A 14328-nucleotide genomic window follows, 5' to 3' on the forward strand; every position below is an offset into this window, starting at 1 on the left:
TAAATTTTCGGAAAAATCGTTTAAACGTCAGAATAGCGGGGTAATGAAGGACGAACCACTCAACACCAAAATCTTGGGAGGTAACTATCATGGCGAATAACTTAAACGATTATAACGAAAAGAAAATTGTCGGTGTTTTTGATACAGAGCAGGAGGCGTCTCGGGCGATTGGACAATTGCAGGCAAGAGGTATCCCGAGCAGTGAGATTTCTGTCATCACCCGTGACCGTGAAGATCTGAGGACGAGATGATGCACAGCAATACGAGACCTACGTCGATCAGGGCAAGATTTTAGTGCTGGTAGATTCCACTGAGCATCGCAGAAATGTCTATGATATTTTCCGTACCAACCGTTCCCTGAATGCGGATCGTTACGAAACAGTTGATGGTCCGGTGACGGATACCCGCACAGATGCATATACAGATACCAGAAGGAATCTGTAGGCTATTTTGTAGAGATTATTCATCTTACATCTAATAGGTTTAACGAGCAGCGGTCTTCCCAAGCGGGAAGGCTGCTTTTCTTATAAGTAAATACGTGTTGAAGAATCGGACTTGATCTGCCGCTAACACGTTTATCCTTCTATGTATTTTTACAGAATTGTCGTTATAATAGATTTATACTTTGCTAGACATAACAGGAGAGTGACATGAGTCAAAAAGAGAGAATTTCCGAAGTTGCTTTGCTGAGAGGACTGGCTTTTGTCGCCGTTGTTCTTCAGCATTCCGTCGCACATTATGCGGTTGCGCAGGGGGCGCGCATCCAGGACGGGGTTTTGATGACACTTTTACTGCTGTGTTCCAAATTCGCAGTGCCCGTGTTTGTATTTATCACCGGGATGGTGTTGTTTTACAATTATGATGGAGCCTTCAAGTATGGAACGTTTTTACGTAAAAGATTCATGGACATCATCGTGCCTTATATCATATGGTCTCTTTTATACGAATTGGGAAATCAGCTTGTCCAAAGTGGAGGAACTATTCACCCGCTGGATTTTTTACAGAAGCTTTTGAACGGAAAAAGCAGCTATCATCTGTGGTACATCGTTATGATTATCCAATGCTATGTGTTATTTCCTGTGTTTCGGTATGTAGTGCGCCGCTTGTCTGCGCTGCTGCCGTCACGATGGCACCCCGCTGCATTGGCTGGAGTGGGCGTATTATATTTTTTGCTCATGTTCGCAGTTGGGCCTGTATACCACGCAATGGACAAGCTCCAGCTCCCGGTCATTACCTCTTGGTTTACCCTATATGCTGACCGGAATGTGATCTACTTTTTCTTTTATTTTGTGCTAGGAGCGGCAGCCGGGATGAACGTCCAACGCTGGAATGACTGGGTAACCAAGGCGCAGATGATCTACTGGCCACTGTTTTGCGTGCTTACAGGATATTTGCTGTATGAGATGACCGATCTGTTCCAGACGCCGCGAGGTACGGTGCTTTCCTTTAATTACTTGTCCCTGCTGCGTCCAATTATGGCTGTATTTTGTGTTGTGTCTATTTTTGTGGCTTATCGGGTAGCTGTGTGGATTGCCCATAAGGGTGGACAAGTGGCGAGTATGCTGACGGCCATCGGAACGTTGTCCTACGGAGCGTATTTGATGCATGCCTTTATGCTGCGTGTAACCTACTATTTTGACGAAACGCTGTTTGCAGACTGGAGCCACGTGCTTCGTACGCTGGCCTCGTTCGTGCTCTGTGTGGTCTTTTCCATTGCCGGAACATGGCTGCTGGCTCGTATGCCTCTAGGCAAATGGATTGTGGGGCTGAGGGTTCGTCCTCGCCGGGCCGGAGGTTCATCAACCTTGCAAAAGCAAGCCTGAGCTTGCGGGTTTCTCACGCTTCTAATGATCTCGCTGTGGATGCTGCTTAAATCCACGGCGAGATTTTTACATTTAAAAACGAAAAAATAAAGTGGTCCATCCCAAGATTGAAATCAGAGAAGGAACTTATTTTTAAGATTTAATTATATAATTTCATTATATGAAAAATTCATAATAGAAAAGACCATGACCCGCCATTCGCAACCTGCCTAACAATGCGTCATGTTATATCTTTCGCCATCTTACAACCCGTCACAAGGGGCGGAATTTCTCATGCGCACTCACATTATGAAAGGAAATAGTGTATGGACACAGAGTGGTTTATAATGGAAGATAAGAGGTATATGAATAAGGTGTGGAGGAGGCTGTACAATGGCGTTTATGATATCCCAGCGGGCTTTTATCAAAATTTATCTGATCACAATGGTGGAGAGGCATCGCGGTTATGGATATCAGATGCTCGAATCTATGAAGGATGAGTTTAGCGGCTTCGGATATGTTCCGCCTCAGAGTGAGGTCTACCGAGCGCTGCATGAGCTGGTACAGGAAGGTGTTTTTTACCGTACCAAGCGATTAAAAGGGACAGACCCGCGCGTGGATTTCCAGGAAATTGTGCTCTATCATTTTACAGATGATGGGGAGGAGAAGGCCCGACTTTATAAAAAGCAGGTTAAAGCCGATTTGGACCGCTGCTTAGGTATGCTGCATAAAGCGGAACAAGACAACTATTCCTAACCACGAAAGGATGAGAATGATGGGTAGAAAGCTGAAATGGGGAATTTTGGGTACTGCGGAGATTGCCCGAATCGCTGTAATTCCGGCAGTTCAGCAATCTGAACGCGGAGAAGTGCTTGGAATTGCTAGTCGTAATGCTGACAAAGCCGCCGAGATCGCCCGGGAATTCGATATTCCGAAAAGCTATGGAAGCTATGAGGAGCTGTTGGCTGATCCCGAAATCGGGGCGGTGTATATCCCGTTGCCAAACCATCTGCATGAAGAGTGGACGATTCGGGCGGCGGAGGCAGGAAAGCATGTTTTATGCGAAAAACCATCTTCTCTCAGTTCGGCCGGGACTAGCCGTATGATTGAAGCCTGTAAAAATGCAGGCGTAATTTTTGCAGAAGCCTTTATGTATCGCTATCATCCAAAGCATCGAAGAATTAAGGAAATCATCAATAGCGGGGAAATTGGCGACATTCGCGGCATTCATTGCACATTTACGTTTAACAATGCCGATCAGGCAAATAATGTGCGTTTTAATAAAGGGATGGGCGGCGGCTCGTTATATGATGTAGGTGTGTATCCGATATCAGCGGCTCGTATGTATTTGGATCGGGAGCCTGAGGCAGTGACGGTACATGCCTTATTTTCTCCAGAGCATGACAACGTTGATATGATGGCTTCCGGCTTGCTGGAGTTTCCGGGCGGGGTCAATCTCACCTTCGATTGCGGCATGTGGGCCGCGAACCGCTCCAATATGGAAATTCTCGGCAGCAAAGGCACAATCGCGATGCCCAAAATGTTCGGCTGGGAAAGAACATCTGTTGTACCACAAATCTTCGTCCACGTCGGTTCGGTTACGCGCGAGGAACGTCTTAAAGGCTTTAATTCCTTTGAGCTGCAAGTGAATGCTTTTGCCGAGGCCGTGCTTGACGGTGTTCCGCTGCCTTACGAGCCAGAAGATGCGGTCAGCAATATGAAAGTGATCGACGCATGTATTGAATCGGCTCACAGTCGGAAACGGGTGGAAATCGGGTAGATTGAATAAGAGTAATCGGATAGAAGTATTAACCGTATTGCAAAAAGGTTAAGAAAAGCAGCCTGTCACAAGGACAAGCTGCTTTTTAGTTCAACGAATACATACGCATACAGACAGCCTTCGAGCCTTTGCGTTGCGCCTCACATACCTTCATCATAGCTTGCAGCATCGCGCTTGGCAGCTGTTGCAGGCGAGTTGGATGTGCCGTATTCTTCAACTGCATCCCATGAACCCGCATCGTCAAAACGTCCAGCATTTCGTTGTCGCACTTCACCTGCACCCTTGGGTGGGGGAGTCATGACCTGCTCCTCTATAGGGCAGTCATTCGATAGCTCCCGATTTGGTGTATGCTCGACTGTATACGCGGTGTATGGAATGGCTTGCAGACGTTCAAAAGGGATTTCTTCCCCGCTCTCCACGCATATTCCGTACGTTCCTTTCTTCATGCGTTGAAGGGCTGCATTGATCTGCTCCAGCAACATATGTTTCAGCTCAGCAAGCTGTGATTCGCTCAAATGGTTCATGATTTTATCTCTCCTTCGTCGTCTGGATGTAGTTGTACATATGCTTTGTTTATACCCGCTCACAGGACTGGGCAATCAGCAGAGACTTTTATTACCAGCCTAGAATGTGATATAAAAAGAATAGTGTGTTAAGGAGGGAATAACCGATGGATGAACATATGAAGCGTCGTCTGGATAAGCAAAAACAGTTATTTAAACAACTGGGCATTCAGCTGGACGCGCTCTCCATTCATGAAAAACAGTTTAAAAACAAAATACGTGGCTATGATCCGGACGAGGTAGATGCTTTCCTGGACGAAGTGATCAAGGATTATGAACGCTTTTATGCGAATATAGCCGACTTGATGGACAAGTGGCAGGAGCAGCAGGCAACGATACGTGATTTGAAAAATGCACCCAAGCCTGCCGCCGATTTCAGCGGACTTGATCGTCGTCAACTGGAGGATATCGTCAAGCAGCTCGAATATAGCGTACGCCAGTTGAAAGTACGATTGCGTCCTGAAAATGACTATTTTCCGGAGTAAGGTGCAGTAGGTTCTGTGTCGATGCCTCTTTAATGTGGTATGATGGAAGTACGCATTTTGCACAACATTAAATGAGGCACACATATAAAGGTGGTTAACATGAGTACCCATTTTTCCGTTAGTATCCATTGTCTGCTTCTACTGGCAGAAGGAGCGCCGGAGCGAATGACTTCGACGCTGATCGCATCCAGTATCAATACGAATCCGGTTGTCGTGAGAAGAATTATGAGCCGACTCAAGCAAGTGGGTTTGGTTGATTCATCGCCGGGAGCACGCGGCTTTCGTTTGAGCATGTCGAGCTCAAACATTAATCTTAAAATGATATATGAAGCGACCAAGGATGAAGGGCCGTTGTTCTCCATTCATACCGACAGCAATCATAATTGTGAGGTCGGCAAGAACATAGACGCTTTGTTAGACGGTTTATATACCGTGGCAGAAGAGAAAATACAGGCGTTTTTCGAGACCGTTACGCTGCGAGATCTGGAACAGGCGCTCCAGCAGCGGGTTGGACAGCAGAGTTCGTCTGTGTAGAGACGCCGGTAAGGAGCATCTAATATGAAAATCGTCGTACTATCAGATACTCATATGCCGTACCGAAGCAAGGCGCTTCCGAGTCGGCTTGTACAGGAGTTAAAAGACAGTGATCTCATTCTCCATGCCGGAGACTGGACGGACTGGTTCGTATATGAACGCCTGGCGGAATTTGCGCCTGTGCAAGGAATTGCCGGGAACAATGATGGAATAGATATCGTAGAACGTTTGGGCTATCAGCGAATCGTTGAAGTCCGGGGCAAACGGATTGGTATGGTTCATGGTCATGGCTGGCGCGGCTCGACAGAGAATATTGCGCTGAATACGTTTAAGGGAGAAACGCTGGATTGCCTGATTTACGGACATTCGCATATTCCGGTGGTCAAAAGGGTGGGAGAGCTGCTTGTTCTGAATCCCGGTTCTCCGACGGACAAACGTGGTGAGGACGAATATTCATTTATCGTGCTGAACCTTGAAACTGGGCAGTTAAAAGCACAGCTTGTTCTTTATCCAGATAAACATTAAGCAATCAACAACCGTTGATTAAAGGGGAAGTTATGGCTATATTTGAATTGGAACCGATGAAGCATCATGTATTGATCTGTAATGGAGGTACATGTATGCGGCATGAGGGTGAAGAAGTAACACAGGCAATCCGGGATGAAATCCGTAAACAAAACGCAGACACTTATATTCATACGACCCGCACTCGCTGTAATGGCCGTTGTCACGATGCTGCGGTTGTGATCGTATACCCTCAAGGTGACTGGTATGGTCAGATGACGCCTGCTGCGGGGACACAGCTGGTACAGAAGCTCGTGGAGGGAGAAAAGCTGGAAACCCATCTTTTTCATGAGTGTACAGGCAAATCCCGTTCGGAATCATCCAGCAACGTAAAATAAGTAAGATTAGAACATAAAATAAATACGAAAAGTAGGGAAAATCTTTACGGAGATTTTCTCTTTTTTGCGTTTAATCTCTGTCTTGGAAGGTAAAAGTATACTATGGACAACAAGCCGAGAGGGAGGGAAACAAATGACCCGATTTGACAATGATCTGCACGATCAGGATGAAAAAAAGGAACGGACAGGGAGAGAACCGGCAGAGCATGATGTACAGGAGCAGACCCTAAGCCGGGATCATGCGGAGCAGTATCCGACGGAGCGGGAGAGCTTGTTCGACCGTTTTGAGAGTGAGCAGACGGTAGATGCGATCCCTGTAGAGGATTTAAAGATGGAACGTCAGGAGGAATTCGACAAGGATGTAACCAAGCACACCTCTTCCAGCGAGAAAAAATACAAAGGTGATGCATAAAATAGCAGGCAACTGGTAATATTTAAAAAGAAATATCTTGACATTAAGATATGTGTATAATATATTTAGTTACGAAAAGTAATTAATTTTTCTCAGGAGGTAACAAAAATGTCTAAAGACTTCTTTACAGCTCTGAAAGAAAGACGCTCCTATTACGGTATCAGCAAAGAACAAGTAATTTCCGATCAAAAGATTCAAGAGATTGTAGAGGAAGCTGTTAAATATACACCTACCTCGTTTAACTCCCAAACTTCACGCGCGGTTGTATTGCTCGGAGAGCACCATGACAAACTGTGGAATATTACGGAGGATATTTTGCGTGAGGTTGTAGGCAATGAGGAACAATTCAAATCTACTGCTGAGAAAATGAACGGCTTCCGCAGCGGCTACGGAACGGTCTTGTTCTTTGAAGACAATAACGTTGTAGCGGGTCTGCAGCAACAATTTGAAGCGTATGCAGACAATTTCCCAATCTGGTCTAACCAATCGAATGGTATGCTGCAACTGGTGGTGTGGACAGCTCTGGAGCAAGAAGGACTGGGCGCATCCCTTCAGCATTACAACCCTTTGATCGACGAAAAAGTAAAAAATGAATGGAACATCCCAGAACATTGGAAACTGATTGCTGAAATGCCGTTCGGTAAACCAACCTTCCAACCAGGTGACAAAGAATTCCAACCTGTTGAAGAACGCGTAAAAACGTTTAAATAAGTCAGAAAATACAAACGAACAGGTTTCATACTGAGCAGAGCGCTGTGGTATCCACAGTGCTTTTTGTCATTCCATTCGATTACGTGATTAATCTCTGGAAATGCGCTGATTTTGGGATTAATTCGGATGCCGGAAGGTGATGCTACGTTTAAAATCATATGAGAAGGTTACACATGAGAAGAATACTCATGAAAAAACAACAGGGGTGTTGTTTACAAGTCATTATGAAGGAGGTAACAGCGCGTGACCTATGATTGCATTATTATTGGTGGAGGGATTGCCGGGCTGCAAGCAGCCATTCAATTGGGAAGATACAGCAGCCATCGCGTTCTGGTAATAGATTCAGGATATGGTCGATCTACGCTGTGCCGTCAATATCATAATATTCTAGGCTTTCCTGACGGTATAGCTGGTGAAGAGCTAAGGCGGCTTGGACGACATGAGGCCACTAGACTGGGAGTCGAATTGGTTAAGGGGAAGGCGATACAAGCGCGTAAACAGGAGGAGCTTTTTGACATTGAAATTGAAGAGGGAACGGTATACTCCTCCAGAACGTTACTGCTGGCCACGGGACTAACTGACCGTTTTCCCAAGCTGGAAGGACTTGAGGCCTGCTTGGGCAACAGTGTGTATGTCTGCCCGGATTGTGATGGCTATGAGGTTCAGGATCGGAGCACGGTGGTGATCGGAGCGGGGAAAGCGGGAGCGTCCATGGCTCTGATTTTATCAGCACGTACCGATCAGTTGGTTTATGTCAATCACGAGCGGTCGGAAGTTCCGAACGAGCTTATGACCAAGCTGCGGGAGAAAGGAATTGGATATCGAGAAGCAGCGATTTCCCAAATCATAACCGGGAAGCCTGGGGGGTTTGAAGGAGTTCGGCTGGATGGGGGAGATGTAGTTCGCGCGGAACGGGGCTTTTTGGCCTTTGGTGGAAATCATGTTCATTCAGAGCTGGCAGAGCAGTTGGGTGTCCATTTGCTGCATAACAAGCATATCGAGACGCATCCTCGCAGCAAAATGACAAATATCGAAAATGTATGGGTAGCCGGCGATTTGGGAGCTCATGCCGAGCAAGCGACTGTAGCGATGGGGGAAGGGGCGACAGCGGCCATTTGGATACACAAGGTGTTGTCCGGTATGCAAACAAAAGTACCGCAACTCTAAGAGCTGCGGCTTAAAAGGAGGGATATGTCCCCGTTTGTACATGCTGACCGAAGCGTTTCAACTGATCACTCATGCCGTATTTACGTAAAATCTCAGTTTGCTTGCTGCCAATCAGATCAAAATGGGGATAGGGCTGACGCTGATGAATATATCGCGGGTCCAAACCGTTATTGCTGCACCATAAGCTCAGCTTGTCCAAATCAGAACAGCCCACCTTGGTAACAGTTGTAATTCTTGGAAATCGTTCGTCCAGCCAGTAGTGCGTCAGAAAAGCAATTTCACCGCGGTCGACCTCTCTTTTCCAGGCTGCAAGCTCCTGGCGGGTAATACCAAATGCCATCAGTCTCATCCTTTCATGGCTCATCCCAAAAGCGTGGGCTGCTGAGTAGTTGTACCATTATTTTGTATGCGATTGCTTGTATTATGATCCTTACAAAGCAACACAATAACAGGAGACCGTGTAGGACGCTCTCCTGAAGGCGGTTAAAGCCATCTTTCGGCCCAGCTCTCGACACCATTCAATGCATCACCGAGTTCCTTCCCCTTGCGTGTCAGCGAATACTCGGTACGCACAGGTCGCTCTGTGATGACATTGCGAAGGATCAGGCCGGAAAGCTCTAGTTCCTTGATGCGTTCGTTCAGCATACGTTTGCTAAGATCAGGTATGGAGACGTGAATTTCACTGAATCGTTTGGGATGTTCCATTAAAGTATGAATGATAAGAGCGGTCCATTTTTTGCTGATGATCTGAAAGGACTGTTCCACCTTACCGCACAAAAGCTTAGGCTGCCTGTCGTCGCTCATCTGAATCCCCTCAATTTCATTGTTGTTTTAAACAGTATACTAAAAGTAACTGTGTATACCAATAGTAACTATATCATGTTGTAGCAACTGTGACATTTTTAACATTTTTTTCTCATTCCTTTCGTCAATCATACCACAGAAAACATTATCATTACAGGATATATCGAGTGTTCACGATTTCGCTAAAATTTGATTGACTTGCCCCTTATTTTGGGTGTATTATGGGTTACGTTAATTCCTCAGGTAACTTTTAATAACCTCATCTTTTATAATGGGAAGAAGGAATAATTCATGGATTCAATGACTTTTGTCTTATTTGGAGCGACAGGGGATTTGGCGAAACGCAAAATTTACCCTGCCTTGTATAATTTGTTTGTAGAAGGTAAAATTCCGGCTTCCTTTTCTGTAATTGGGATGGGGCGTCGTGAAGTGGCTGACGAGCAATTTCAAAGTAATGTGGAGCAATCCATTAGGGATTTTTCCAGACGCGTGAATGATGACCGTGCACAAATGGATCAATTCTTGAGTGCTTTCCGCTACAGTGCTTTGAATGTCAATCACCCGGAAGATTATAAAAAGCTGCTGCAGCTTGCTGAGCAACGTGAAAATGATTTGGGAATTCCGGGGAACCGCATGTTTTACTTATCGGTGGCACCGGAATTTTTTGATGTGATTGCCCTCAACATTCGGGAAAGTGGTTTAGCCGAAACTAAGGGATGGAAACGGCTTATTATCGAAAAACCGTTTGGACATGATCTGGAATCGGCACGTGAGTTGAATGATCGTTTGAGCAGAACATTTGCTGAGGATGAGATTTATCGTATTGACCACTACTTGGGCAAGCCGATGGTGCAAAACCTGGAAGCTCTGAAGTTTGCTAATCCATTGCTTCAAGGAGTTTGGAACAATCAGTACATTGCCAATGTGCAAATTACCGCTTCCGAGATCGTTGGGGTTGAAGAGCGCGCTGGGTACTACGATCATTCCGGAGCTATTCGTGACATGGTACAAAATCACATGCTGCAGGTGCTGATGATGACAGCCATGAACAAGCCTGTACATGTAACGGCTGATCAGGTGCGTGACGAAAAAAGCAAGGTCATGCAGGCGTTGCGTCCGCTTGATCCTTCGGATATTGCTTCCAGTGTTGTTAGAGGGCAATATACGAGTGGTGAGATTAACGGAAACGCAGTTCCTTCCTATAAAGAAGAACCGGGTATTGAACCTGATTCGCATAACGATACATTTATTTCAGCTCGCCTATGGATCGACAATGAGCAATGGTCAGGTGTGCCATTCTATATTCGTACCGGCAAACGCATGAAGGAAAAATCCACACGTATCGTTGTGGAATTCAAGAAGGACACCACCGATCCATATGCTGCTCAAGGGCAGCCATCTGAACCAAACTTACTTATCATTCATGTAAATCCGGATGAAAAAGTAACCCTTCGTCTGAACAGTAAAGACCCGATGAACAATGGTCAACTGGAAACGGTCCTGATGAACTATGATTCAGAGGACAAGGCTGTCCCGGAAGCTTATGAGCGCCTTATCTTTGATGCGCTGCGCGGCGACTCCACCTTTTTTGCTCACTGGAATGAAGTTGAGCTTTCATGGATGTGGGTACAGCCCGTACTGGAGGCTTTTGCTCGTGGAGAAGTTCCGCTTCATTCTTATGCAGCAGGCTCCTATGGTCCAGAAGCTTCAGACCAATTGTTGGAGAAACAGGGCTTTACATGGTGGCTGGATCAAAAGTCCGAAACTTCTGAAAAAGCAGTTGTTCGTGCTTAAACATTAACAAACAGACAATATATTTTTGCTACGGCAGGAGGCCTTTACAATGCAAGTTGGACTAATTGGTTTGGGAAAAATGGGCTTGAATCTCGGAAAAAACTTGATCGACCATCAACATGAAGTTGTTGCTTACGACGTGAATGCAGCAGCGATTCAAGAAATGAAGGATTATGGTGCTACAGGTGCTGCCACATTGGAAGAGCTTGTACAAGCAACCCAATCCCCTAGAGTCCTGTGGATTATGGTTCCCCATCAAATTGTTGATACTGTGCTGGATCAGCTTCAACCGATGCTGTCCAAAGGGGACATCATTATTGAAGGGGGTAACTCTCATTACAAAGAGTCCATTGCTCGTCATGCCCGTCTGAAGGAATACGGCATCCGCTTCATGGATGCAGGAACTTCCGGCGGTATGGAAGGCGCACGCAATGGTGCATGTTACATGATCGGCGGCGATCCCGAAGCCTGGGCTGTTGTTGAACCTATTTTCCGTGATACAGCGGTGGAAAATGGTTATCTGTATGCAGGTAAATCCGGTAGCGGACATTTTCTCAAAATGGTTCACAACGGTGTGGAATACGGCATGATGGCTTCCATTGGTGAAGGCTTTGAAGTGCTCGAGAAAAGCAGCTTTGACTTTGACTATGAGCAAGTAGCGCGTGTTTGGAACAACGGCTCCGTTATTCGCTCATGGCTGATGGGCTTGACTGAACGTGCATTCTCCAAGGATGCGAATCTGGATGAAATCCGTGGGGTTATGCACTCCTCTGGTGAAGGTAAATGGACCGTTGAGGAAGCGCTCGATATTCAGGCAGCGACTCCAGTCATTGCTTTGTCCCTGCTGATGCGTTACCGTTCTCTGGATACGGATACGTTCAACGGAAAAGTGGTTGCTGCACTGCGTAATGAATTTGGCGGTCACGCGGTAGAAAAGAAGTAAGAACGATATAAGCTAGCATCTGTCCCCGTAGCCTCACTCACTGCGGGGATATTGCTATATGTTTTGGTATGGTCTGTTGCTGTATGCATATTTTTCCTTGTATATCCGCACAATAGTTGAAAAAGGCGGAAGGAAGAAGAATATATGTGCAAAAGATTTTCGTTATCAGCTGATTTGGATGAGGTAAGGGATCATTTTGGCATACAACGGGTGATGTATTATTACAAAACACGTTATAACATGAGTCCCACCCAGCATATCCCGATTGTGCTGCATCAGGATGGAGAACGGGTGCTTGATGAATTTCGGTGGGGATTTATACCCTATTGGGGCAAGGATTGTGTTAACGCTGATTTAAATTCGCTGTGGGTAAATCCGAGCTATCGCAAGATGGCGGAAACCCGGCGTTGTATCATTCCATGCAACGGATTTTATTATTGGCGCAAATGGGGTAAACGCATGTGCGCTGTACGCGTGGTACTGCCGGAACAGAAAATGTTTGCGGTCGCGGGATTATATGAAATATGGCAGGATAGTCGTAAAGAGCCGCTGCGTACCTGTACGATGATGACAGTCCAAGCCAATGCGGATATACGTGAATTCGATAGTCGTATGCCGGCTATTCTCGAAGCTGAACATATCAATGCTTGGCTGAATCCATCCATCCAGAACGTAGATGAACTGCTGCCAATCCTGCGTACGTATGAGCAAGGCGACATGAGCATCTATCCGGTAACGCCGCTGGTGGCTAATGATGAACACGATAACCGCGAATGCATTCAGGAAATGGATTTGCAATATTCCTGGATTAAACCTTAAACGTATGAAGATTTTTATCCATTATTGATCATAAGCTTCCCGCCACCTGCATAGGTATGTATTGGGGAACAAGCGTCATGATCCGGGGAGAGGGGAAACGGCCGAAGGAGTATCTCATATGGGATGGAGGCGATTGGAATGAGTAACGATACACTCATCCAGCTGCTGGTGCTCATGGTGACGATCATCGGTCTGGTCCAAAACCGGTAAGTGTCAGGTTCCAGAAGGCGGGAGAATTGCCGTAGGCAATCTTCCGTTTTTTCTGCGTTAAAAATACTCGCAGATTAAGGAAGCTTGCGGTACAATAGATGCCAGGCTACAGATGACAAGACATCTGAATATACGGCTGTATACGATGCATTTAAGGGAGAGCGAATCATGAGTGAATTAACTTCATCATTACCACCAGCTAAGAAGAGGAAGCTGCTGTTTAGCGCGGGGCTCAGTTGGCTTTTTGATGCCATGGATGTGGGGCTGCTTTCATTTATAGTCGCAGCACTGGCCAAGGAGTGGCATCTGGGATCAGAGCAAATTGGTCTGGTGACCTCGATGAATTCAATAGGAATGGTGTTTGGGGCCGCGTTGGCTGGGATTTTAGCTGATCGCTACGGCAGGCGCGCCATATTAGTGTGGACGCTGCTGATTTTTTCCATTGCTAGCGGCCTGTCTGCTTTTGCAACGGGTCTTGGAATGCTGCTGGTGCTGCGTTTTATTGCAGGCGCAGGCTTGGGCGGAGAATTGCCTGTAGCTTCGACACTGGTGTCGGAATCTGTACCTGTGAAGGAGCGAGGAAGAGCAGTCGTACTGCTGGAAAGCTTTTGGGCTGCAGGCTGGATTCTTTCGGCTCTTATTGCCTATTTTGTGATTCCAAAGTATGGTTGGCAGATGGCCTTTATTCTCGGCGCAATACCTGCGCTGTACGCTCTTTATTTGCGCAGGGCTGTTGAGGATTCACCGCGTTATAAGCAGCAGAGCGTCAAGCTCCCACTGCGTGAACGGTTGGCTTCTATTTGGTCGGCGGCAAATCGCAAGTCTACGTTAATGCTATGGATTTTATGGTTTACGGTTGTGTTTTCATATTACGGCATGTTCCTGTGGCTGCCGAGCATGATGTTTATGAAAGGGTTTGAGCTGGTTAAAAGCTTTGAGTACGTCCTGATCATGACACTTGCACAATTACCAGGTTACTTTACCGCTGCGTATCTGATTGAAAAGCTGGGCCGCAAATTCGTCCTCATCATTTACTTACTGCTGACGGCGGTGTCCGCCATTTGGTTCGGAACCTCGGAAACGGCTGGAATGCTATTGGCCGCTGGGATTTGCTTGTCCTTTTTCAACCTCGGTGCATGGGGGGCGATGTATGCTTATACGCCGGAATTGTATCCAACATCCGTTCGTTCTACCGGTGTGGGTATGGCGGCTGCGTTTGGCCGTATTGGAGGCGTAATCGGGCCATTGGTGGTCGGTATACTGGTAGGGCAGGGCATTGGATTACCCGCTATTTTTGCGATTTTCTTCGTTGCTATCCTGATTGGAGCAGTCGCTGTAGGGTTGCTGGGGACTGAAACCAAAAATCAGGAGATCGACTAACTTTACATTCACCTGGGTAAAG

Annotated in this window: 19 protein-coding genes; 16 read left to right on the top strand and 3 right to left on the bottom strand. The window is 46.4% G+C overall.

Annotated elements, in window-relative coordinates; genetic code table 11:
• Positions 1 to 89 precede the first annotated feature (89 nt).
• From GCU48_RS28240 to GCU48_RS21640, 5 genes are all read left to right on the top strand, one after another.
• Positions 90 to 251, top strand: coding sequence for a general stress protein (locus GCU48_RS28240; protein WP_244315817.1), 162 nt, complete (start codon positions 90 to 92; stop codon positions 249 to 251).
• A gap of 43 nt (positions 252 to 294) precedes the next feature.
• Complete coding sequence (locus tag GCU48_RS28245) at positions 295 to 444, top strand: hypothetical protein (protein WP_244315819.1); 150 nt, start codon at positions 295 to 297, stop codon at positions 442 to 444.
• A gap of 206 nt (positions 445 to 650) precedes the next feature.
• Positions 651 to 1823, top strand: a complete 1173-nt coding sequence (locus GCU48_RS21630) for an acyltransferase (RefSeq protein WP_152381410.1) — start codon at positions 651 to 653, stop codon at positions 1821 to 1823.
• Positions 1824 to 2195: 372 nt separating this feature from the next.
• On the top strand, positions 2196 to 2558 hold the full coding sequence (locus tag GCU48_RS21635; RefSeq protein ID WP_013310011.1) for a replication termination protein: 363 nt from the start codon (positions 2196 to 2198) through the stop codon (positions 2556 to 2558).
• A 19-nt stretch (positions 2559 to 2577) separates the two neighbouring features.
• Entirely contained in the window at positions 2578 to 3582 is a 1005-nt protein-coding gene (locus GCU48_RS21640; RefSeq protein ID WP_152382224.1) for a Gfo/Idh/MocA family protein, read from the top strand.
• 140 nt (positions 3583 to 3722) lie between these two features.
• On the opposite strand, the gene GCU48_RS21645 is transcribed toward GCU48_RS21640, so the two are convergent.
• Positions 3723 to 4106, bottom strand: coding sequence for a TraR/DksA C4-type zinc finger protein (locus GCU48_RS21645; protein ID WP_152381411.1), 384 nt, complete (start codon positions 4104 to 4106; stop codon positions 3723 to 3725).
• A 146-nt stretch (positions 4107 to 4252) separates the two neighbouring features.
• Here GCU48_RS21645 and GCU48_RS21650 point away from each other — a divergent pair, with 146 nt between their 5' ends.
• The 7 genes from GCU48_RS21650 (at position 4253) to GCU48_RS21680 (ending at position 8356) form a co-directional block, all read left to right on the top strand.
• The gene (locus GCU48_RS21650; RefSeq protein ID WP_025717379.1) at positions 4253 to 4630 is read left to right on the top strand and encodes a DivIVA domain-containing protein; all 378 of its coding nucleotides are present in this window, start codon (positions 4253 to 4255) and stop codon (positions 4628 to 4630) included.
• Between the two features lie 99 nt (positions 4631 to 4729).
• Positions 4730 to 5164 carry an Rrf2 family transcriptional regulator gene (locus GCU48_RS21655; protein WP_025717380.1) on the top strand — a complete coding sequence of 145 codons (435 nt, stop codon included), beginning with the start codon at positions 4730 to 4732 and terminating at the stop codon, positions 5162 to 5164.
• Between the two features lie 24 nt (positions 5165 to 5188).
• On the top strand, positions 5189 to 5689 hold the full coding sequence (locus GCU48_RS21660; RefSeq protein ID WP_152381412.1) for a metallophosphoesterase family protein: 501 nt from the start codon (positions 5189 to 5191) through the stop codon (positions 5687 to 5689).
• A 32-nt stretch (positions 5690 to 5721) separates the two neighbouring features.
• Complete coding sequence (locus tag GCU48_RS21665; protein WP_025717382.1) at positions 5722 to 6066, top strand: (2Fe-2S) ferredoxin domain-containing protein; 345 nt, start codon at positions 5722 to 5724, stop codon at positions 6064 to 6066.
• Between the two features lie 133 nt (positions 6067 to 6199).
• Positions 6200 to 6478, top strand: a complete 279-nt coding sequence (locus tag GCU48_RS21670) for a hypothetical protein (RefSeq protein ID WP_152381413.1) — start codon at positions 6200 to 6202, stop codon at positions 6476 to 6478.
• Between the two features lie 108 nt (positions 6479 to 6586).
• Entirely contained in the window at positions 6587 to 7189 is a 603-nt protein-coding gene (locus GCU48_RS21675) for a nitroreductase family protein (protein WP_025717384.1), read from the top strand.
• A gap of 243 nt (positions 7190 to 7432) precedes the next feature.
• Entirely contained in the window at positions 7433 to 8356 is a 924-nt protein-coding gene (locus GCU48_RS21680; RefSeq protein ID WP_152381414.1) for an NAD(P)/FAD-dependent oxidoreductase, read from the top strand.
• A 10-nt stretch (positions 8357 to 8366) separates the two neighbouring features.
• Here the strand turns inward: GCU48_RS21680 and GCU48_RS21685 are convergent, their stop codons facing one another.
• Both GCU48_RS21685 and GCU48_RS21690 read right to left on the bottom strand, forming a co-directional pair.
• Positions 8367 to 8696, bottom strand: a complete 330-nt coding sequence (locus tag GCU48_RS21685) for a hypothetical protein (protein WP_152381415.1) — start codon at positions 8694 to 8696, stop codon at positions 8367 to 8369.
• Between the two features lie 143 nt (positions 8697 to 8839).
• The gene (locus GCU48_RS21690; RefSeq protein WP_007430161.1) at positions 8840 to 9160 is read right to left on the bottom strand and encodes a winged helix-turn-helix transcriptional regulator; all 321 of its coding nucleotides are present in this window, start codon (positions 9158 to 9160) and stop codon (positions 8840 to 8842) included.
• A gap of 291 nt (positions 9161 to 9451) precedes the next feature.
• Between GCU48_RS21690 and zwf the strand changes: the two genes are divergently transcribed.
• From zwf to GCU48_RS21710, 4 genes are all read left to right on the top strand, one after another.
• Positions 9452 to 10954, top strand: a complete 1503-nt coding sequence (zwf, locus tag GCU48_RS21695; protein ID WP_152381416.1) for a glucose-6-phosphate dehydrogenase — start codon at positions 9452 to 9454, stop codon at positions 10952 to 10954.
• A gap of 49 nt (positions 10955 to 11003) precedes the next feature.
• Entirely contained in the window at positions 11004 to 11897 is an 894-nt protein-coding gene (gnd, locus tag GCU48_RS21700; RefSeq protein ID WP_152381417.1) for a phosphogluconate dehydrogenase (NAD(+)-dependent, decarboxylating), read from the top strand.
• A gap of 144 nt (positions 11898 to 12041) precedes the next feature.
• Positions 12042 to 12716 (top strand): SOS response-associated peptidase, encoded by a 675-nt coding sequence (locus tag GCU48_RS21705; protein ID WP_152381418.1) that lies wholly within the window; start codon positions 12042 to 12044, stop codon positions 12714 to 12716.
• A gap of 378 nt (positions 12717 to 13094) precedes the next feature.
• Positions 13095 to 14306 carry an MFS transporter gene (locus tag GCU48_RS21710; protein WP_152381419.1) on the top strand — a complete coding sequence of 404 codons (1212 nt, stop codon included), beginning with the start codon at positions 13095 to 13097 and terminating at the stop codon, positions 14304 to 14306.
• Positions 14307 to 14328 lie beyond the last annotated feature (22 nt).

This window comes from Paenibacillus brasilensis (genome assembly GCF_009363115.1).
Classification (GTDB): Bacteria; Bacillota; Bacilli; order Paenibacillales; family Paenibacillaceae; genus Paenibacillus; species Paenibacillus brasilensis.

Coding starts and splice junctions, on each gene's coding strand:
- GCU48_RS28240 (WP_244315817.1), top strand. CDS start 90: ATGGCGAATAACTTAAACGATTATAACGAAAAGAAAATTGTCGGTGTT.
- GCU48_RS21630 (WP_152381410.1), top strand. CDS start 651: ATGAGTCAAAAAGAGAGAATTTCCGAAGTTGCTTTGCTGAGAGGACTG.
- GCU48_RS21635 (WP_013310011.1), top strand. CDS start 2,196: ATGGCGTTTATGATATCCCAGCGGGCTTTTATCAAAATTTATCTGATC.
- GCU48_RS21640 (WP_152382224.1), top strand. CDS start 2,578: ATGGGTAGAAAGCTGAAATGGGGAATTTTGGGTACTGCGGAGATTGCC.
- GCU48_RS21645 (WP_152381411.1), bottom strand. CDS start 4,106: ATGAACCATTTGAGCGAATCACAGCTTGCTGAGCTGAAACATATGTTG.
- GCU48_RS21650 (WP_025717379.1), top strand. CDS start 4,253: ATGGATGAACATATGAAGCGTCGTCTGGATAAGCAAAAACAGTTATTT.
- GCU48_RS21655 (WP_025717380.1), top strand. CDS start 4,730: ATGAGTACCCATTTTTCCGTTAGTATCCATTGTCTGCTTCTACTGGCA.
- GCU48_RS21660 (WP_152381412.1), top strand. CDS start 5,189: ATGAAAATCGTCGTACTATCAGATACTCATATGCCGTACCGAAGCAAG.
- GCU48_RS21665 (WP_025717382.1), top strand. CDS start 5,722: ATGGCTATATTTGAATTGGAACCGATGAAGCATCATGTATTGATCTGT.
- GCU48_RS21670 (WP_152381413.1), top strand. CDS start 6,200: ATGACCCGATTTGACAATGATCTGCACGATCAGGATGAAAAAAAGGAA.
- GCU48_RS21675 (WP_025717384.1), top strand. CDS start 6,587: ATGTCTAAAGACTTCTTTACAGCTCTGAAAGAAAGACGCTCCTATTAC.
- GCU48_RS21685 (WP_152381415.1), bottom strand. CDS start 8,696: ATGGCATTTGGTATTACCCGCCAGGAGCTTGCAGCCTGGAAAAGAGAG.
- GCU48_RS21690 (WP_007430161.1), bottom strand. CDS start 9,160: ATGAGCGACGACAGGCAGCCTAAGCTTTTGTGCGGTAAGGTGGAACAG.
- zwf (WP_152381416.1), top strand. CDS start 9,452: ATGGATTCAATGACTTTTGTCTTATTTGGAGCGACAGGGGATTTGGCG.
- gnd (WP_152381417.1), top strand. CDS start 11,004: ATGCAAGTTGGACTAATTGGTTTGGGAAAAATGGGCTTGAATCTCGGA.
- GCU48_RS21705 (WP_152381418.1), top strand. CDS start 12,042: ATGTGCAAAAGATTTTCGTTATCAGCTGATTTGGATGAGGTAAGGGAT.
- GCU48_RS21710 (WP_152381419.1), top strand. CDS start 13,095: ATGAGTGAATTAACTTCATCATTACCACCAGCTAAGAAGAGGAAGCTG.